Here is an 18,547-nt window from a genome sequence, read left to right on the forward strand (position 1 = left end):
TCTCTCATGCCCCCTGTCCACCGGTGACACCGGCGGGTGCGCCGAGCACGTCGGAGAGGAGCTGGGCGCACCACTCCAACAGGGGCTGGTCGCGCAGCGGCTCGCCACCCACCCGGCGGGTCATCGGGCGGGGAACGCTTACCTGGTCGAGGGCGGCCTTGTAGACCGAGTCGGGGTGGTAGCGCTTGAGCCGCAACTGCTTGGAGTCGGGCAGCGGCAGCGGACCGAACCGGAGGTGTTTGCCCTGCATGCTGACGTCGGTGAGGCCGTAGGACCGGGCCAACAGCCGGAACCGGGCCACCGCGATCAGGTTCTGCACGGGTGCGGGCGGCTCGCCGTACCGGTCGGTCATCTCGGCGGCCACCTCGCGCAACCGCTCCTCGTCGCGGGCCTCGGCGAGCTTGCGGTACATCTCCAGGCGCAGCCGTTCCACCCCCACGTAGTCGTGCGGCAGGTGCGCGTCCACCGGGAGGTCGATCTTGATGTCGGTCTCCTCCTCCGGACGCTCACCCTTGAACGCCTGCACCGCCTCGCCGACCATCCGCACGTACAGGTCGAACCCGACGCCCTCGATGTGCCCGGACTGCTCGCCGCCGAGCAGGTTGCCGGCGCCCCGGATCTCCAGGTCCTTCATGGCCACGTACATGCCGGCGCCCAGCTCGGTGTGCTGGGCGATGGTGGCCAGCCGCTCGTGGGCGTGCTCGGTGAGCGGCTTGTCCGGCGGATAGAGGAAGTACGCGTACGCCCGCTCCCGGCCCCGGCCCACCCGGCCCCGGATCTGGTGCAGCTGAGCCAGGCCGAGCAGGTCGGCCCGCTCCACGATCAGCGTGTTGGCGTTCGGGATGTCGATGCCGGACTCGACGATCGTGGTGCAGACCAGGACGTCGTACTCCTTCTCCCAGAAGCCGACCATGACCTTTTCCAGGGCGTCCTCACCCATCTGCCCGTGCGCCACCGCCACCCGCGCCTCGGGCACCAGCTCGCGCAGCCGGCGGGCGGTCCGCTCGATCGACTCGACCCGGTTGTGCAGGTAGAAGACCTGACCGTCGCGGAGCAGCTCACGGTGGATCGCGGCGGCCACCTGCCGGTCGTCCTGGGCACCGACGGCGGTGAGCACCGGGTGCCGCTCCTCGGGCGGAGTGGCGATCGTGGACATCTCCCGGATGCCGGTGATCGCCATCTCCAGGGTGCGCGGAATCGGGGTGGCGGACATGCTCAGCACGTCGACGGCGGCCCGCATCGACTTGAGGTGCTCCTTGTGCTCGACGCCGAAGCGCTGCTCCTCGTCGACGATGACCAGCCCGAGCGACTTGAACCGGGTGGCCGACGCCAGCAGTCGGTGGGTGCCGATGACGATGTCGGCGGTGCCGTCGGCGACCATGGCCAGGGTCTGCTCCGCCTCCTTGGGCGTCTGGAAGCGGGACAGCTGCCGGATGGTCACCGGGAACTGACTCATCCGCTCGGCGAAGGTGTTGTAGTGCTGCTGCACCAGCAGGGTGGTCGGCACCAGCACGGCCACCTGCTTGCCGTCCTGCACCGCCTTGAACGCCGCCCGTACCGCGATCTCGGTCTTGCCGTAGCCGACGTCGCCGCAGATCAGCCGGTCCATCGGGATGCTCTGCTCCATGTCCCGCTTGACCTCTTCGATGGCGGCGAGCTGGTCGGGCGTCTCCTGCCAGGGGAAGGCGTCCTCCAACTCCCGCTGCCACGGGGTGTCCGGCCCGAAGTTGTGCCCCTTGGACGCCTTGCGGGCGGCGTAGAGCTGGATCAGCTGGGCGGCGATCTCGCGGACCGCCTTGCGGGCCCGGGCCTTGGACTTCTGCCAGTCCGAGCCGCCCATCTTGTGCAGGGTGGGCTGCTCACCGCCGACGTAGCGGCTCAACTGGTCGAGCTGGTCGGTGGGGACGAAGAGGCGGTCACCGGGCTGGCCGCGCTTGCTCGGGGCGTACTCGATGACGAGGTACTCCCGGGAGGCGCCGTTCACGGTGCGCTGCACCAGTTCGACGTACCGGCCGATGCCGTGCTGCTCGTGCACCACGTGGTCGCCGGCGCGCAGCTCCAGCGGGTCGATGGTGTTGCGCCGCCGGCTCGGCATCTTACGCATGTCACGGGTGGACACGCCCCGACCGCCGGTCACGTCGCTGCCGGTGAGCAGCACGAACCGGGCCGCCTCGTCGACGAAGCCACCGGTCAGGCTGCCGCAGGTGACCAGCAGTTCCCCGGGGGCGGGCGCGGCCGGCACCTCCTCGGTCATCCGGGCACCGAGACCGCCGTCCCGGAGCACCTCGACGGCCCGTTGGGCGGGGCCGTGCCCCTCGAAGACCAGCGCGATCGACCAGCCCTCGCCGGCCCACCGCTTGAGGTCGTCGACCACCCGGGCGGTCTCGCCGTGGTAGAGCGGTGCGGGCTGGGCCGCCAGGGCCACCGCGATCGCGTCGTCGGGAGTGACGTCGACCGCCGCCGGCTCGTCCTCCCAGGGCTGCCGGGTCGCGGCCGGGCCGACCGGCTCGGCCAGGCCGAACGGGGACAGCGTCCACCAGGGCTGGCGCAGGGTCGCGGCGTGCGCGCGTACGTCCGCGAGGGTGTGGAAGGCGGCGGCGCCGAGGTCCACCGGGGCCTGGCCACCGACGGCGGCCGCGGCCCAACTGGCCTGGAGGAACTCCTCCGAGGTACGCACCAGGTCGTGCGCCCGGGTGCGGATCCGCTCCGGGTCGCAGAGCAGCACGTGGGTGCCGGCCGGCATGCAGTCCAGCAGCAACTCCATCGAGCCGTCGCCGATCAACGCCGGGGCCAGGGACTCCATGCCCTCCACCGGCACCCCGCCGGCCAGCTTGTCCAGGATCTCGGCCAGCTCCGGGTGCTGCTGGGCGAGGGTGGCGGCCCGCTCCCGGATCTCGGGGGTGAGCAGCAGTTCCCGGCAGGGCGGGGCCCACAGCTGGGGGATCTGCTCGATGGTGCGCTGGTCGGCGACGGCGAAGGTGCGGATCTCCTCCACCTCGTCGCCCCAGAACTCGACCCGGGACGGGTGCTCGTCGGTGGGCGGGAAGACGTCCAGGATGCCGCCGCGCACGGCGAACTCGCCCCGCTTGGTGACCAGGTCGACGCGGGCGTACGCCATGTCGGTGAGCCGGCGGGCGACCTGCTCCAGGTCGGCCTCGTCGCCGGCGGCCAACCGGACCGGTTCCAGGTCGCCGAGCCCCTTGAGCTGGGGTTGCAGCACCGAGCGGACGGGGGCCACCACCACCCGCAGCGGGCCGGTGCGCCCGTGCGCGTCCGCCGAGTCCGGGTGCGCGAGCCGGCGCAGCACGGCCAACCGCCGGCCGACGGTGTCGGAACGTGGGGAGAGTCGCTCGTGCGGCAGCGTCTCCCAGCTCGGGAAGATCGCCACCTGCTCGGGCGGCAGCAGGCTGCCCAGCGCGGCGACGAGATCCTCGGCCTCGCGGCTGGTGGCGGTGACCGCCAGCACCGCCCGCCCCGCGCCGCCGGCCGTCGCGCCGCTCCCCGAGCCGCCGCCGCTCCCCGAGCCGCCGCCGTTTCCCAGGCCGCCGGCACGGTCGTCGGGATCCGCCGCGACCGCGGCGACCGCGAACGGGCGCAGCGCCGGCGGGGCGGTCAGGTCGAGCCCGTCGACCTGGGCCGCACCGGAGCGCGCCAGGTCACGGACGCGGGCCAGGCCCGGGTCGGCCAGGGCGGCGGCGAACAGTCCGGTGAGCGCAGTCATGATCACTTCCGAGATGGGGACACGACGATCACCCCGCGTCCAGCCCGGACGGGGGGTGCGCTGCCAGCCTAGCTCTGCCCACCGACCTTCACCCCGCTTCCCACCCTCCCGGCCGCCGCCGCACAGAAGCGCCCCGACCGGCCCGAGGGCGTGTGCAACTGCGGGGAAAGTGCAGGCTGCGGGGCGTGGGAGGCCACACTTTGCCCGAAGTTGTCGCCTCGCCCGGGGCGGCAGGGGCAGTGGCGGATCTTGACTGGTCGGGTGGGGGGTGATCGGGTGCTGGAATGAGCGGGGAATATCGTGCGCGGTTCGACGCGGAGGTCACCTTCGCCAACGGCGGGGGCCTGAGCACCGAGGGGTTCCGGTTGGACATCCCGGGTGACCGGATCGACGACGCCGACCTGGCGGCGCTGTTCGTCCGGCATCTCGGTCTGCTGATGGTCGCCGAGGTACGGATCACCAACAAGACGGTCATCGAGGAACCGCACAAGGGCGGTCGCGCCGTCCGCAATGCCGTGGACAGCGCCCACGGGCGGCGGCTGATCGAGTTGAGTCACCTGGTCACCGACGGGATGACCACCCTGCCCGGCTGGCCGGCCCCGAAGATCACCGAGTGGCTGAGCCGCGAGGCGTCCCGCGAGCACTACGCGCCGGGCACCGAGTTCCAGGTGGCCCGGATCGACATGATCGCCAACACCGGCACCTACCTGGACACCCCCGCCCACCGGTACGCCGACGGTGCCGACCTGTCCGGTTTCCCGCTGGACCGCCTCGCCGACCTGCCCGGACTCGTCGTCCGGCTGCCCGCCGGCACCCGCGCGGCGGACCGGCTGCTGCTGGCGCCGTACGACGTGGCCGGCAAGGCGGTGCTGCTGCACACCGGCTGGGACGCGCACTTCGGCACCGACGGGTACGGCGCACCGGAGGCGCCCCACCTGACCGCTGACGGCGCGCGGGCGCTGGTGGACGCGGGCGCCGCCCTGGTCGGCATCGACTCGATCAACATTGACGCCATGGGTCCCGCGGCCGGCGGCGAGCGGCCCGCGCACAGCCTCCTGCTGGCCGCCGGCATCCCGATCGTGGAGCACCTGACCGGGCTGGACGCCCTGCCGCCGGACGGCTTCCGGTTCACCGCCGCGCCACCGAGGGTGGCCGGCATGGGCACCTTCCCCGTCCGCGCCTTCGCCGTCGTGGACTGATGGGCCCCTCGGCGCGTCGGCTTGGCGGTCAGTAGCGGACCGAGATGCGTCGCTGGACCGGGTCCACCCGGACCTCGCCGCCGTACGGGATGATCAGCTGCGGATCGGTGTGACCGAAGTCGACGTCGAAGACCAGGACCGTGTCGCTGGCGTACTCGGCGAAGGCACGGGTGACGGCGGCGCGCTGGTCCTCGGCGTACGCCTGCTTCTCGGCCGGGGTGAGCCGGCGGCTGAACTCCCACGCCTTGGCGCGGCCGACGAGCGCGGCGGGGAAGCCGCCGAGCAGCCCACGCTCACCAAGGTTACGCAGCATCCGGTAGACCTCGACGGCCGATGGCAACTCCTCCGAGGTCTCCATCAGGAAGACCGACCCGGCCAGCGTGGCCGCCGGAGCGACCCGGTCGGCGGCGAGCAGCCAGTGCAGCACCTCCAGGTTGCCGCCCCAGGTGCGTCCCTCGACCACCTTCGCCGGCCCCTGCCAACGCCAACCGGTGCCGGGGAACATCACCGGCTCGGCGGCGAGCGACGCGGGATCGTTCCAGTCGTTCGGCTCGTCGCCCCACTGCGCCGCCGGGGTCAGGTCGTACCAGTCGCTGCCGAACAGCGCCGCGCGCAGCGAGTCGGCGGTCAGCGGGTGCAGCGCGCCGGGGCGGCCGAGGTGCACCAGCACGGACCCGCCGTGATAGCTGACCACGCCCAGCCGGTGCAGGTGGTTGAGCACGTTGGTGTTGTCGGAGTACCCGAAGTAGGGCTTCGGGTTGGCCCGCAGCACCTCGTCGTCCAGGTGCGGCGTCACGGTGATCAGATCGTCGCCGCCGACGGTGGCCAGCACAGCGGTGATCGTCGGATCGGCGAAGGCGGCGGTCAGGTCCCGGGCGCGGTCGCGCGGGTCGGCGCCCATGACCCGGGTGGTCGGGTACTCGACCGGCTCCAGGCCGTACTCCGCACGCAGCCGGCGCAGCCCCAGTTCGTACACGTGCGGGAAGAGAGCGGGCAGACCGGCGGAGGGTGAGACGATCGCCACTCGATCGCCAGGTCGCGGCTTCGGTGGCTGGACCAACGACGTCATGTCCTCGACGCTATCGGCCGTGAACAGCGGTTTTCGACCCCCGGAAGTCCTCGACCGGCGAACCTCTGCAGCGTCGACGTCCGGCTGGGGTCCCCCTGAAACAAAGGGCGTTATCAAGGGGGCCTTCCTTCCGGGCGGGTTCGCGTGGATACGATCGGGGGAGTCGGACAGCGCTGTCCTTCGTACTTGACGTGAGGAGCGCATGGTGACCGACCAGCACGATCACGACGGCCCCGACGCCGCGCTGCGCGCCGACATCCGTAGGTTGGGCACGTTGCTCGGGCAGACCCTGGCCCGCCAGGAGGGCCGCCCGCTGCTCGACCTCGTCGAGGAGATCCGGGCCCAGGTCCGCACCGACGCCCCGGCCGCCGCCCGGCGGCTCGGCGGGCTCGACGTGACCACCGGCACCAAGCTGGCCCGCGCCTTCTCCACCTACTTCCACCTGGCCAACATCACCGAGCAGGTGCACCGGGCCCGGGACCTGCGGCGTCGCCGCGCCGTCCAGGGCGGCTGGCTGGACCAGGCGGCCAAGATGATCGCCGAACGCGGGGTGCCGGCCGAGGAGATCGCCTCGGTGGCCCGCCGGCTGGCGGTACGTCCGGTCTTCACCGCTCACCCGACCGAGGCGGCCCGCCGGTCGATCCTGTCGAAGCTGCGCGCGATCGCCGACGAGCTGGACGCCGAGACGGCCAACGCGATCCTCTACGGCGCCAGCGACGAGGGCCCGGCGAACCGGCGGCTGGCCGAGCTGCTCGACCTGATGTGGCAGACCGACGAGCTGCGGCTGGACCGGCCGGACCCGACCGACGAGGCGCGCAACGCCATCTACTACCTGCGTGACCTGTACGCCGAGGCGGCCCCGCAGGTGCTCGACGACCTCGCCGAGACGCTGCGTACGCTCGGCGTGGAGACCTCGCCGACGGCCCGACCGCTGACCTTCGGCACCTGGATCGGCGGTGACCGGGACGGCAACCCGTTCGTCACTCCGGCGGTGACCCGCGAGGTGCTGGCCATCCAGCACGAGCACGGCCTGACCGCCACCGAGGCGGCGATGGAAGAGCTGATCAACGAGGTGTCGGTCTCCCGTCGCCTGCGCGGGGTCTCGCTCGACCTGTCCGCCAGCCTCGCCGCCGACCTCGACGCGCTGCCCGAGGTGGCACCGCGCTTCCGTCGGGTCAACGCCGAGGAGCCGTACCGGCTCAAGGCCCGCTGTGTCCGCGCCAAGCTCGCCAACACCCGGGCCCGGCTGCGTCAGGGCACCCCGCACGTGCCGGGGCGCGACTACCGGGGTTCGGCCGAGCTGATCGCCGACCTCGATCTGCTGCGTGCCTCGCTGGCCCGCAACTCCGGTCAGCTCACCGCCGTCGGCCGGCTCGCCTCGACCATCCGTACCGTCTCGGCGTTCGGTCTGCACCTGGCGACCATGGACGTCCGCGAGCACGCCGAGAAGCACCACGAGGTGCTCACCCAGCTGTACGCGGCGGTGGGTGAGGTGGACGACTACCCGTCGCTGAGCCGGCTGGAGCGCACCAAGCTGCTCGCCGACGAGCTGGCCAGTCGCCGGCCGCTGTCGACGTCGGACACCCCGCTGAGCCAGTCGGCACGCAAGACCTTCGACGTGTTCAGCACCATCCGGGAGGCGCAGGACCGGTTCGGCGCCGAGGTGATCGAGTCGTACATCATCTCGATGACCCTCGGCGTGGACGACGTGCTCGCCGCCGTGGTGCTCGCCCGCGAGGCCGGCCTGGTCGACGTGCACAGCGGCCGGGCCCGGATCGGCATCGTGCCGCTGCTGGAGACCCCGGCCGAGCTGAACTCCGGCGGCGAGCTGCTCGACGAGCTGCTGTCGCTGCCGGCGTACCGGGCGCTGGTGGCGGCCCGGGGCGACGTGCAGGAGGTGATGCTCGGTTACTCCGACTCCAACAAGGAAGCCGGCATCACCACCAGCCAGTGGTCGATCCACCGAGCCCAGCGGGCACTGCGCGACGTGGCCGCTCGGCACGGCGTGCACCTGCGGCTCTTCCACGGCCGGGGTGGCACGGTCGGACGTGGTGGCGGCCCCACGCACGACGCGATCCTGGCTCAGCCGTACGGCACCCTGGACGGCGCGATAAAGGTGACCGAGCAGGGTGAGGTCATCTCCGACAAGTACACCCTGCCCGCGCTGGCTCGGGAGAACCTCGAGCTGAGCGTGGCCGCCGTGCTCCAGGCGACGCTACTGCACACCGCGCCCCGCCAACCCGCCGAGATGTTGGAACGCTGGGACGCGACGATGGACGTGGTGTCCGAGTCGGCGTTCCGGTCGTACCGCTCACTGGTGGAGGATCCGGACCTGCCCGCGTACTTCTGGGCCTCCACCCCGACCGAACTGCTCGGTGCGTTGAACATCGGCTCCCGGCCGGCGAAGCGGCCGAACACCGGCGCCGGCCTGTCCGGGCTGCGGGCCATCCCGTGGGTGTTCGGCTGGACCCAGACCCGGCAGATCGTGCCCGGCTGGTTCGGGGTCGGCTCCGGTCTGGCCGCCGCCCGGGAGGCCGGGCTGGCCGACGTGCTCGCCGAGATGCACCGCAACTGGCACTTCTTCCGCACGTTCCTGTCCAACGTGGAGATGATGCTGACCAAGACCGACCTCGGCATCGCCCGCCGGTACGTCGAGACCCTGGTCCCGAAGCAGCTGCACCCGATCTTCGACAAGATCGAGCAGGAGTACGAGCTGACCCGGCGCGAGGTGCTCGCCGTCACCGACTCACCGGACCTGCTGGAGAACTCCCCGGTGCTGCAACGCACCCTCGCCGTCCGTGACACCTACCTGGAGCCGCTGCACCACCTTCAGGTGGCGTTGCTGCGGCAGTACCGCGACTCCGGGGCGGCCGGCCGGGCGGTGGCCACCGCACCGGGTGGCCGACGCGCCCCGAGCGACGGCACCGCCCTGGAGCGGGCCCTGCTCACCACGGTCAACGGCATCGCCGCCGGCATGCGCAACACCGGCTGAGAGGTTGTGTGATCAGGAAGGGCATCTTTCGTCTCCGGTAGCGAAAGGTGCCCTTCCTGATCCTGACAGCGCTCGGTCGGCTCGTTAGGTAGTCGAACGATGGTGGGCGTCAGAAGTCCCCGCCACCGAAATCGCCGCCGCCAAAATCGCCGCCACCGAAATCTCCGCCACCGAAGTCCGCGCCGGCGTCGCCCGGATCGTCGAAGCCACCCGCGGCGGCGGCGTCATATCCGGGGTCGCCGAAGGACGGCGAGAACAGCGCGTCCGCGATCAGCATGCCGCCGAGCACCCCGACGCCGGCCCCGAACGCCGTCTTCCACCAGGGGGTGGAGTACCACCCGGCCGGCACCGGTCGGCCCCGCACCCGCCCGCCCGGGTAGTAGTAAGGCGTGTCCTGCCCCGGCTGCGGGCCGGCCTGGAACGTCTGCCCCTGCACCTCGACCTGACGCGGCACGGTCAGTTCCCCGGCGCCGCTGGCGGCGGCCAACGGTGGCAGGGGTGGGCCCGGGTCGATGCCGAGCGCCAGCCGGGCCGCCCGGATGTAGGTGAGGCCCTCCACCGCGGTCTCCCGGGCAAGCCGGTACTGCGTGATGCTGCCGGCCTGCTCCAGCTGGGAGCCGGCGGCGTGGTAGCGCTCGGCGGCGTCGGCAAGTGCCTGGCGTGCCGCCGGGTCCTCGCCGCTGAGGTTCATCACCTGTCCGCCGAGGCGTTCGTACCACCGCCGCGCGTCGGCCCGCACGTCGGCGAGGTTGCGGGCCTCACGGGCGGCGCGTTCCCGGCGCCACCAGAGCAGGGCACCGCCGAGCACCACCACGATCAGTACGAGCAGCAGAAGTTCCACCATCTCAACCTACCCAGCGTGGACCAACCAGCTCCGCTGCGACGATTCCGGCGCGGGGGAATCAGGACGCACCCGTCCGGGCGTACCGGGCCCACTTTTGGCAAGCTCCTGAGGATGGACCTGGAGACCCTCGCGGTTGTCGTCGTCTGTCTCGGTGCCGGCGGCGCGGTCGGCTGGTTCGCCGCCCGGGCCCGCTCGGTGACCGAGATCACCCGGCTGGACGCCACGCTGCGCGCCACCCGGGAGGGCGAGGCGCGGCTGGAGCAGTCGATGCGGGCGCTGAGCTACGAGGCGACGGCCCAGTCGCAGGAGGCGGTCGCCCGGGCGGTGGCCCCGTTGCACGAGACGCTGCGGCGCTACGAGCAGCGGGTCGCCGATCTCGAACGTGAGCGGGTCGACGCGTACGCCGAGCTGCGCGAACAGGTCCGCGCGATGAGCGCGGTCTCCGGCGAGCTGCGGACGGAAACGAAGCAGTTGGTGGCCGCCCTGCGTGCGCCGCAGGTACGTGGACGGTGGGGCGAACACCAGCTGCGCCGCATCGTCGAGGCCGCCGGAATGCTGGAACACTGTGACTTCGCCGAGCAGGTCACCGCCGCCACCGACCAGCAGACGGTACGCCCCGACCTGGTGGTTCGCCTGCACGGCGGCCGGAGCGTGGTGGTGGACGCGAAGGCGCCGTTCGACGCGTACCTCACCGCGATGGAGGCGCGCGACGAGCGGGGCCGGGACACCCATCTCGACGCGCACGCCAAGCACCTGCGGGCGCACGTCGACGCGCTGGCCGCCAAGTCGTACTGGTCCGCGTTCGAGTCCACTCCGGAGTTCGTGGTGCTCTTCGTGCCGGCCGATCCTTTTCTGGACGTCGCACTGCAACGTGATCCGACGCTGCTGGAGCACGCCTTCGCCCGTAACGTGGTGCTGGCCACCCCGGCCACCCTGGTCGCGCTGCTGCGTACGGTCGCCTGGTCGTGGCGGCAGGAACAGCTGACCCGCAATGCGATGGCCGTGCACACGCTGGCGCGGGAACTGTACGGACGGTTGTCGACGCTCGGTGACCACGTCGGCAAACTCGGTGCCTCACTCGGTGGTGCGGTCACCGCGTACAACCGGGCGGTGGGCTCGCTGGAGGCGCGGGTGCTGGTGAGCGCCCGCAAGCTGGCGGAACTGGGCGTGTCGGATCAGGAACTGCCCAGCCCGGGGCAGGTGGAACTGGCGCCACGACAGCCGCAAGCGCCAGAGCTGCTCGTCGAATCCACTCCAGATGATCGAACTCGGTCTAACTGAAATCGGCCCCTATCATCTTCGATGTGACAATGAGCGTCTCGCATATCACGAGATGGTCACAACGTACCTGGCGGTAGTGACATCGACGGTCGGCACCACGAAGGATTTCGCTCACGCGTGCCCTGCTTCTGAGGGCGCCTGAGTTCTCTGGAGGAAAGAGAACGTGAGTAAACCCCGAAACCTGAGCCGGCGTACCTCCGCCGCGCTCTTCGCCTCGGTGATGGCGGCCAGCGCCGTGACCGTGGCGGGCGGTGCCGCCACCGCGAGCGCCGCTCCTGCCGGACCCGACGCCGCGCAGGCCACCCCCGCCGAGTCGTTGGACCAGCACGACGCCAAGCTGCTCGCCGAGGCGGAGGCGAAGAAGGCCCCCACGGTCACGATGATCGTCGCCACCGACAAGGGCAAGGCGAAGGACGTCGCCGACGACCTCGAGGATCTCGGCGCGGCCGTCACCGAGCGCTTCGACACCATCGGTTACGTGCTCGCCAAGGTGCCGACCGGCAAGGCGGTCAAGGCCGCCAAGCTGCCCGGCGTGGCCACCATCGACCTGGACGAGAAGATCCAGCTGCCCGACCCGAAGCCCGAGGTCGCCCCGGGCGGCACGAAGGGCGGCAAGCAGGGCGGGACGCTCAGCGGACCGGGCGCCCGGACCAAGGCCGACAACCCGTACATGCCGACGAACGAGACCGGTGCGGTCAAGTTCGTCAAGCAGCACAAGAAGTGGGACGGCCGAGGCGTCACCATCGGCATCATGGACTCCGGCGTGGACCTGGAGCACCCGGCGCTGCAGGAGACCACCACCGGCGAACGCAAGATCGTCGACTGGGTCACCGCGACCGACCCGTTCGAGGACTCCACCTGGCGTCCGATGCTCAACCAGGTGACCGGGCCGACGTTCACCCTGGCCGGTCGCACCTGGACCGCGCCGGCCGGCACCTACCGGTTCAACCTGTTCAGTGAGAACATCACGAACCAGAGCGACCCGGCCGGTGACGTCAACCGCGACGGGGACAACACCGACCAGTTCGGCATTCTCTTCGACCCGGCCACCAACAACATCTGGGTCGACACCGACCAGGACGGCGACTTCACCGACCAGGCCGTGATGCGGCCGTACAAGGAGAAGTTCGACGTCGGCCACTTCGGCACCGACAACCCGGCGACTCCGATCAAGGAGCGGATGTCGTTCGTCGTCGAGTACCGCAAGAACGTCGACACCACCCCGGTCGGCGGCCCCGGCCTGGTGGACTACGTCAACATCGGCATCATCGAGAGCGCCCACGGCACGCACGTCGCCGGCATCACCGCCGCGAACGACATGCTCGGCAACGGCGCGTTCGACGGTGCCGCCCCCGGCGCCAAGATCGTTTCCTCCCGTGCCTGCTCCTGGGGCGGTGGCTGCACGGCCGCCGCGCTCACCACCGGCATGGCCGATCTGGTGATCAACCGCGGGGTCGACGTGATCAACATGTCGATCGGTGGCCTGCCGGCGCTGAACGACGCCAACAACGCCCGCGCCACCCTCTACAACAACCTGATCACCACCTACGGGGTGCAGATGTTCATCTCGGCCGGCAACTCCGGCCCGGGTGTGAACACCATCGGCGACCCGTCGGTGGCAAGCAACGTGGTCAGCGTCGCCGCCAGCATCAGCAAGGACACCTGGCTGGCGAACTACGGCTCGGTGGTCAAGAAGAAGAACGCGCTGTTCAACTTCTCCTCGCGCGGCCCGCGTGAGGACGGTGGCGCCAAGCCGAACATCGCCGCGCCGGGTTCGGCCATCTCCACCACGCCGGTATGGCAGCCCGGCAGCCCGGTCGCCGAGGCCGGCTACGCGCTGCCGCCGGGCTACGGCATGTTCAACGGCACGTCGATGGCCTCTCCGCAGGCCGCCGGCGCCGCCGCGCTGCTGCTCTCGGCCGCCCGGGCGACCGACAAGGGCATCACCCCGGAGATGCTGCGGCGGGCGATCTTCACCTCCGCCAAGCCGATCGCCGACACCCCGACCTACGGGCAGGGCTACGGCATGTTCAACGTGCCGGGTGCCTGGAAGCTGCTCAAGAAGGGTGTGCAGACCCGCTCGTACACCTCCGAGGCCCCGGTCTGCACGGTGCTCTCCGGCCTGTTGGCCACGCCGAACCAGGGCACCGGCATCTACAACCGCTGCGGCTCCGCCGACGGCGGCCACCAGGTCAACCAGTCGAAGTCGTACCAGGTCAAGCTGACCCGGACCAGCGGCCCGACCGGCAACGTGAAGCACAACATCGGCCTGCGCGGCAACGACGGCACCTTCTCGGCGCCGAAGAACGTCACGCTTCCGCTGAACACGCCCGTCACCATCACGATCATCGCCAAGCCGAAGACCGTCGGCGCGCACGGCACGATCGTGACCGTCGACGACCCGGCCACCAGCACGATCGACTTCGAGGTCTCCGCCGTGGTGGTGGTCTCGAACGACGTCAGCAAGCCCAACTTCGCCTACTCGGCGCAGGGCTCGGTGGACCGGAACAGCACCACGTCGTACTTCGTGACGGTCCCCCCGGGTGCCGGTGCGCTCCAGGTCAACCTCTCCGGCATCGCCACCGGGTCGCAGACGCGTTTCATCGCGTTCAACCCGTGGGGCGTTCCGGTGGAGAGCACCTCCAGCCTGGCCTGCTTCACCAACCACAACAGCACGGTCGTCTGCAACGCCTTCGAGCGCGACTACCAGAACCCGATGCCGGGTGTCTGGGAGATCGAGGTCGAGTCGCGGCGGACCTCGCCGTCGCTGAACAACCCGTACCAGCTCCAGGCACGGGTGCAGGGCGTCGCGGTCGAGCCGGCCGTGGTCGAGCTGCCGTCGGTCACCGCCGGCGCCCCGACCCCGGTCACCTGGTCGCTGAAGAACACCTTCGGCCCGGTCACGGTGACCGGCCAGGGCGGCGCGCTGGCCAGCTCGCACGCGGAGCGGCCGACCATCGTCGAGTACGCGACGCAGGAGTACACCGTGGACGTGCCGGCGGGCGCCACCAGCTTCACCGCCCGCATCGGCAACACCTCGGATGCCGGCGCCGACCTCGACCTGTTCGTGTACCGGGGTGGCAGCCTGATCGCGTACAACGCGGACGGCGACTCGGAGGAGTCCGTGACCCTGAACAACCCGGTGGCGGGCACCTACACCGTCGTCGTCGAGGCGTACTCGGTCGACGGGGCCGGTGGCAGCACCGAGTACGACTACCGGGACTCGTTCTCCTCCCCGGCGCTCGGCACCCTCTCGGCGTCGAGCACGCCGCTCACGCTGGCCCACGGTGCCACCGGCACCATCTCGGGCACGGTGACGGCCCAGTCCGCCCCGGCCGCGGGTCGGAGCCTCTACGGTGAGCTGACCGTCGTGACCACCGAAGGCGCGGTCGTCGGCCGCGGCGCGGTGGACATCGGCGCGGTGAACTGACACCACCAAGCGCACCACCAGGAAGCCCGTCTCCGGTTCTCCGGAGACGGGCTTCCGTCCGTCCACGGGCCGAGCCGGTCAGCTGACCGGCTCGGCCCGTCCCGGGTGGCGGCCGACCAGGCCCACCACCAGCAGCAGGTACGCGGCCACCTCGACGGCGGCGAGGACGGCTGGTCCGGACGCCGGCAGGCTCGCGTTGGCCTGGTAGACAGCGGTCAGCAGGACACCCTGTCCGGCGGCCGACGGCAGCGACAACGCGTCGAGCGCCACGTCCAGGTGGGTCACGGCGACCAGCACCAGCAGGACGGCACCGCCGGCGGCGATCCGGTGGCGACGCCCGGCCAGCAGGGCGGCCAGGACCAACGCGCCGACGGCGAGGACGAGCGGTGCCAGTATGGCGCCGACCGTGGCCACGGCGGACGGGCCGGTGTCGCCGGGACCGGACCGCTGGGTCGCGCGTACCGCAAAGTGGATCTCGGCCAGCCGGACGGCCGCGTACCCGACCACGAGCGTCGCCGCCAGCACCGTACCGGTGAGGGCGGAACGTCCCGGGCGGGCATCGCGCCACCGACCGGTCAGCAGCAGGATCAGGACGAGAAGCAGCGCCGCCCAGCTCAGCCGGAGGCCGGTGACGAACCCCAGGGTCGGGTCAACCGCGTCGGTTCGGAAGACCTGCCATTCCCGGTCGGCGGGTTCGGCGGGCATCGTGATCCACGCGTCGACGACGAGCACGGTGAGCGCCACCGGCAGCGCCCAGGGCAGGTCCGGTGGCCGGGCGGTCAGCGCGTACGCCGCCAACAGCAGCAACGCGGCCACCTCGGCCTGACGCAGCAGCGGAACACCGGTGAGGATGTTGAGGACGTGGACGGCGGCGAGGGCCCCGGCCGCCGCAGGAAGGATCGGTCGGTACCGCACCGGGGCATCCTGCCATCAACTGATCCACATCGTCGGCCCGTGCCGCCGTCGCGGGCGGCCCAGGGCCAGAACTCAGCCGCGCCTGGCGGAGGCCACGACGAACGGGGTGCCCTGCTGACAGGTGGACATCATGGTCGGGTCGGGACGCCCGGTCACCGTCACCGACGCGCCTGCGCTGAGCACGTCGCGCGGACCGCCGAGCAGCAGGTAACCGTCGAGCAGCAGGCAGCCGGGCTCGACGCCGGACTCGATCCGGCCGGTCAACGTGATCTCGGCGGTCGCGGGTGGCTTCGACGGGGCGCTCGGCCGGACCGTCGGTCGGGTGGTGGGCGCCGTCGGGTCCACGGGGTCGGAGGGTGAGGGCGCGGGCGCGGACCCGGTCGGGTCCGGGGTGGGCAGTTCGGTCACCGGTGACGCTCCCGTCGGGGTCGGGGTGGTGGGGCCGTCACCCGCCTCCTGGCCGGCACAGGCGGCGAGCGCCGTGCAGACGATCAACGCGGTGACGGCGATCCGAATGGTCCTCATACCAAGCTCTGACGCACCGGGCCGGTGAACAGTTCCACCGGGCCGGCCTGGCGTGTTCACGAACCCGTCCGGCGGCTCAGTCGCGGGCCGCAGCGGCGGCGGCCTTCATGTCCCGCTTGAGTTCCTGCGGCAGTGAGAAGGTGAGCCGCTCGTTCGCGGTCACCACCTCCTCGACGTCGGTGAAGCCACGCTCGGCGAGGTGTGCCAGCACCTCCTGCACCAACTCCTCCGGCACGCTGGCACCCGAGGTCAGGCCCACCGTACGCGCGTCGGCCAGCCAGGCGTCCTCGATCTCGTGGGCGAAGTCGACCAGGTGGCCGCCCCGGGCACCGCCGTCCAGGGCCACCTCGACCAGGCGTACCGAGTTCGACGAGTTACGCGAGCCCACCACGATCACCACGTCGCACTCCGGCGCGATCTCCTTGATCACGTGCTGCCGGTTGCTGGTGGCGTAGCAGATGTCGTCGCTGGGCGGCGACTGGAGCATCGGCAGCCGCTTCTTCAGCCGGGCGACGGTCTCCATCGTCTCGTCCACCGACAGCGTGGTCTGCGACAGCCAGACCACCTTGTTCGGATCCCGCACGGTGATCCGGTCGGCGTCCTCCGGACCGTCCACCAGCTGGATGTGCTCCGGCGCCTCGCCGGAGGTGCCGATGACCTCCTCGTGCCCCTCGTGACCGATGAGCAGGATGTCGTAGTCCTCGGCGGCGAACCGCTTCGCCTCGTGGTGCACCTTCGTGACCAGCGGGCAGGTGGCGTCGATCGCCTTCAGCGACCGCTGCCTGGCCTGCTCGTAGACCTCGGGTGCCACGCCGTGCGCGGAGAAGATCACCGTGGCGCCCTCGGGCACCTCCTCGTTCTCCTCCACGAAGATCGCGCCCTGGGCTTCCAGCGTCCGCACCACGTGCTTGTTGTGCACGATCTGCTTGCGGACGTAGATGGGGGCTCCGTAGAGTTTGAGCGCCTCCTCGACGGTCTGCACCGCCCGGTCCACGCCCGCGCAGTAGCCGCGGGGCTTGGCCAGGAGCACGCGCTTGCCGGTCCGGGAAGTCGCCTCAGCCTCAGTCACCCCCTCATCGTACGTGCCACCACCGGACCCGGCAGCGGCCGAGCCGACCCCCACCGCCCGTTGACCATGAAGTTGACGCCCGCGACACGCCGCGCCGAGCACAACAACTTCATGATCGACGCCGGCCCGGAGGGGGTCGTAGGGTGGGCGGGTGAGTGTGGGTGAGGGGGCTGGTGGGAAGAGCAGCTCGGATGAGCCGTGGCCGGTGCGGGTGGTCAGTCAGAAGATCGGTGCATGGGTGGCCCGGCTCGGGTGGGTGTGGGTGGACGGGCAGGTGGCGCAGATCAGCCGGCGGCCCGGTGCCAGCACCGTGTTCCTGACGCTGCGGGACCCCTCCGCCGACCTGAGTCTCACGGTCACCACCAACCGGGACGTGCTCGACTCCGGCGCACCGGAGCTGCGCGAGGGCGCCCGCGTGGTGCTGCACGCCAAGCCCGAGTTCTACGCCGCCCGGGGCACGCTCAGCCTGCGCGCCGACGAGATCCGTCAGGTCGGCCTCGGTGAACTGCTCGCCCGGCTGGAGAAACTCAAGAAGCTGCTGGCCGCCGAGGGGTTGTTCGACCGGGCGCGCAAGCGCCGCCCACCGTTCCTGCCGCAGCGGATCGGGCTCATCACCGGTCGGGCCAGTGCCGCCGAGCGGGACGTGCTGACGAACGCCCGCCGGCGCTGGCCAGCGGTGGAGTTCCGCACGGTGAACGTGGCGGTGCAGGGCCCGACCGCCGTTCCGCAGATCGTGGACGCGCTGAAGGTGCTGGACGCGGACCCGAGCATCGACGTGATCATCCTGGCCCGCGGCGGGGGTGGCATCGAGGATCTGCTGCCCTTCTCCGACGAGGCACTGTGCCGTGCCGTTTTCGCCTGTCGCACACCGGTGGTCAGCGCCATCGGCCACGAGACGGACGCGCCGCTTGTCGACTACGTGGCCGACGTCCGGGCGTCGACCCCCACCGACGCGGCCAAACGGGTGGTGCCCGATCTCGCCGAGGAGGTACGCCTGATCAAGCAGGCCCGGCACCGGCTGCACCGGGCCGTGCACAACCTCGTCGATCGGGAGGCCCACCGCATCGACGCACTACGCTCCCGACCGGTGCTGGCCCGGCCACAGGTGATGATCGAGCAACGGGCCGCCGATCTGGTCGCACTGCGCCAGCGCGCCGGCCGCTGCCTGGACCACCGGCTCGCCGCCGCCGACGACGACCTGCGGCACACCCTGGCCCGGCTGCGCGCTCTCTCCCCGGCCGCCACCCTCGACCGTGGGTACGCCATCGTGCAACGCGCCGACGGCCACGTCGTACGCGCGGCCACCGAGGTGGCGGCCGGCGACCCGCTGCGGGTACGCCTGGCCGACGGCGAACTGTCCGCCACGGTCGACACCTGACCAGACACGGGCACCGCCCGAACCGCCGACCTCGCCCGGGGCCGCCGGGTACGTGAGCCACCATCCCGAGCCCCGGCGTGACCGCTACCGGCGGCCTAACCGCAATCGGGCGCGGACGACGGCG

Annotated in this window: 10 protein-coding genes and 1 pseudogene; 5 read left to right on the top strand and 6 right to left on the bottom strand. The window is 71.4% G+C overall.

Annotated elements, in window-relative coordinates; translation table 11 throughout:
* Positions 1–4: 4 nt before the first annotated feature.
* Positions 5–3,487: pseudogene (mfd, locus tag O7605_RS15270) on the bottom strand (transcription-repair coupling factor); the annotation flags it as partial.
* A gap of 518 nt (positions 3,488–4,005) precedes the next feature.
* On the opposite strand from mfd, the gene O7605_RS15275 reads away from it, so the two are divergent.
* The gene (locus tag O7605_RS15275) at positions 4,006–4,920 is read left to right on the top strand and encodes a cyclase family protein (RefSeq protein ID WP_269739810.1); all 915 of its coding nucleotides are present in this window, start codon (positions 4,006–4,008) and stop codon (positions 4,918–4,920) included.
* A 28-nt stretch (positions 4,921–4,948) separates the two neighbouring features.
* Here the strand turns inward: O7605_RS15275 and O7605_RS15280 are convergent, their stop codons facing one another.
* A complete protein-coding gene (locus tag O7605_RS15280) occupies positions 4,949–5,989 on the bottom strand; it encodes a S66 family peptidase (protein WP_269739811.1) in 1,041 nt (346 codons plus the stop codon).
* 205 nt (positions 5,990–6,194) lie between these two features.
* Here O7605_RS15280 and ppc point away from each other — a divergent pair, with 205 nt between their 5' ends.
* On the top strand, positions 6,195–8,981 hold the full coding sequence (ppc, locus tag O7605_RS15285; protein WP_269739812.1) for a phosphoenolpyruvate carboxylase: 2,787 nt from the start codon (positions 6,195–6,197) through the stop codon (positions 8,979–8,981).
* A 109-nt stretch (positions 8,982–9,090) separates the two neighbouring features.
* Here the strand turns inward: ppc and O7605_RS15290 are convergent, their stop codons facing one another.
* Complete coding sequence (locus tag O7605_RS15290) at positions 9,091–9,825, bottom strand: hypothetical protein (RefSeq protein WP_443083928.1); 735 nt, start codon at positions 9,823–9,825, stop codon at positions 9,091–9,093.
* A gap of 111 nt (positions 9,826–9,936) precedes the next feature.
* Between O7605_RS15290 and O7605_RS15295 the strand changes: the two genes are divergently transcribed.
* Entirely contained in the window at positions 9,937–11,106 is a 1,170-nt protein-coding gene (locus tag O7605_RS15295) for a DNA recombination protein RmuC (RefSeq protein ID WP_269739814.1), read from the top strand.
* Positions 11,107–11,269: 163 nt separating this feature from the next.
* Positions 11,270–14,536 carry a S8 family serine peptidase gene (locus O7605_RS15300; protein ID WP_269739815.1) on the top strand — a complete coding sequence of 1,089 codons (3,267 nt, stop codon included), beginning with the start codon at positions 11,270–11,272 and terminating at the stop codon, positions 14,534–14,536.
* A 78-nt stretch (positions 14,537–14,614) separates the two neighbouring features.
* Here O7605_RS15300 and O7605_RS15305 read toward each other — a convergent pair whose 3' ends face one another.
* From O7605_RS15305 to O7605_RS15315, 3 genes are all read right to left on the bottom strand, one after another.
* Positions 14,615–15,451 (bottom strand): hypothetical protein, encoded by an 837-nt coding sequence (locus O7605_RS15305; protein WP_269739816.1) that lies wholly within the window; start codon positions 15,449–15,451, stop codon positions 14,615–14,617.
* Positions 15,452–15,523: 72 nt separating this feature from the next.
* Positions 15,524–15,976, bottom strand: coding sequence for a hypothetical protein (locus O7605_RS15310; protein WP_269739817.1), 453 nt, complete (start codon positions 15,974–15,976; stop codon positions 15,524–15,526).
* Positions 15,977–16,052: 76 nt separating this feature from the next.
* Positions 16,053–17,045, bottom strand: coding sequence for a 4-hydroxy-3-methylbut-2-enyl diphosphate reductase (locus O7605_RS15315; RefSeq protein ID WP_269739818.1), 993 nt, complete (start codon positions 17,043–17,045; stop codon positions 16,053–16,055).
* A 157-nt stretch (positions 17,046–17,202) separates the two neighbouring features.
* Between O7605_RS15315 and xseA the strand changes: the two genes are divergently transcribed.
* Complete coding sequence (xseA, locus tag O7605_RS15320) at positions 17,203–18,423, top strand: exodeoxyribonuclease VII large subunit (RefSeq protein WP_269742646.1); 1,221 nt, start codon at positions 17,203–17,205, stop codon at positions 18,421–18,423.
* Positions 18,424–18,547: the final 124 nt, after the last annotated feature.

Source organism: Verrucosispora sp. WMMA2121 (genome assembly GCF_027460185.1).
Classification (GTDB): domain Bacteria; phylum Actinomycetota; class Actinomycetes; order Mycobacteriales; family Micromonosporaceae; genus Micromonospora; species Micromonospora palythoicola.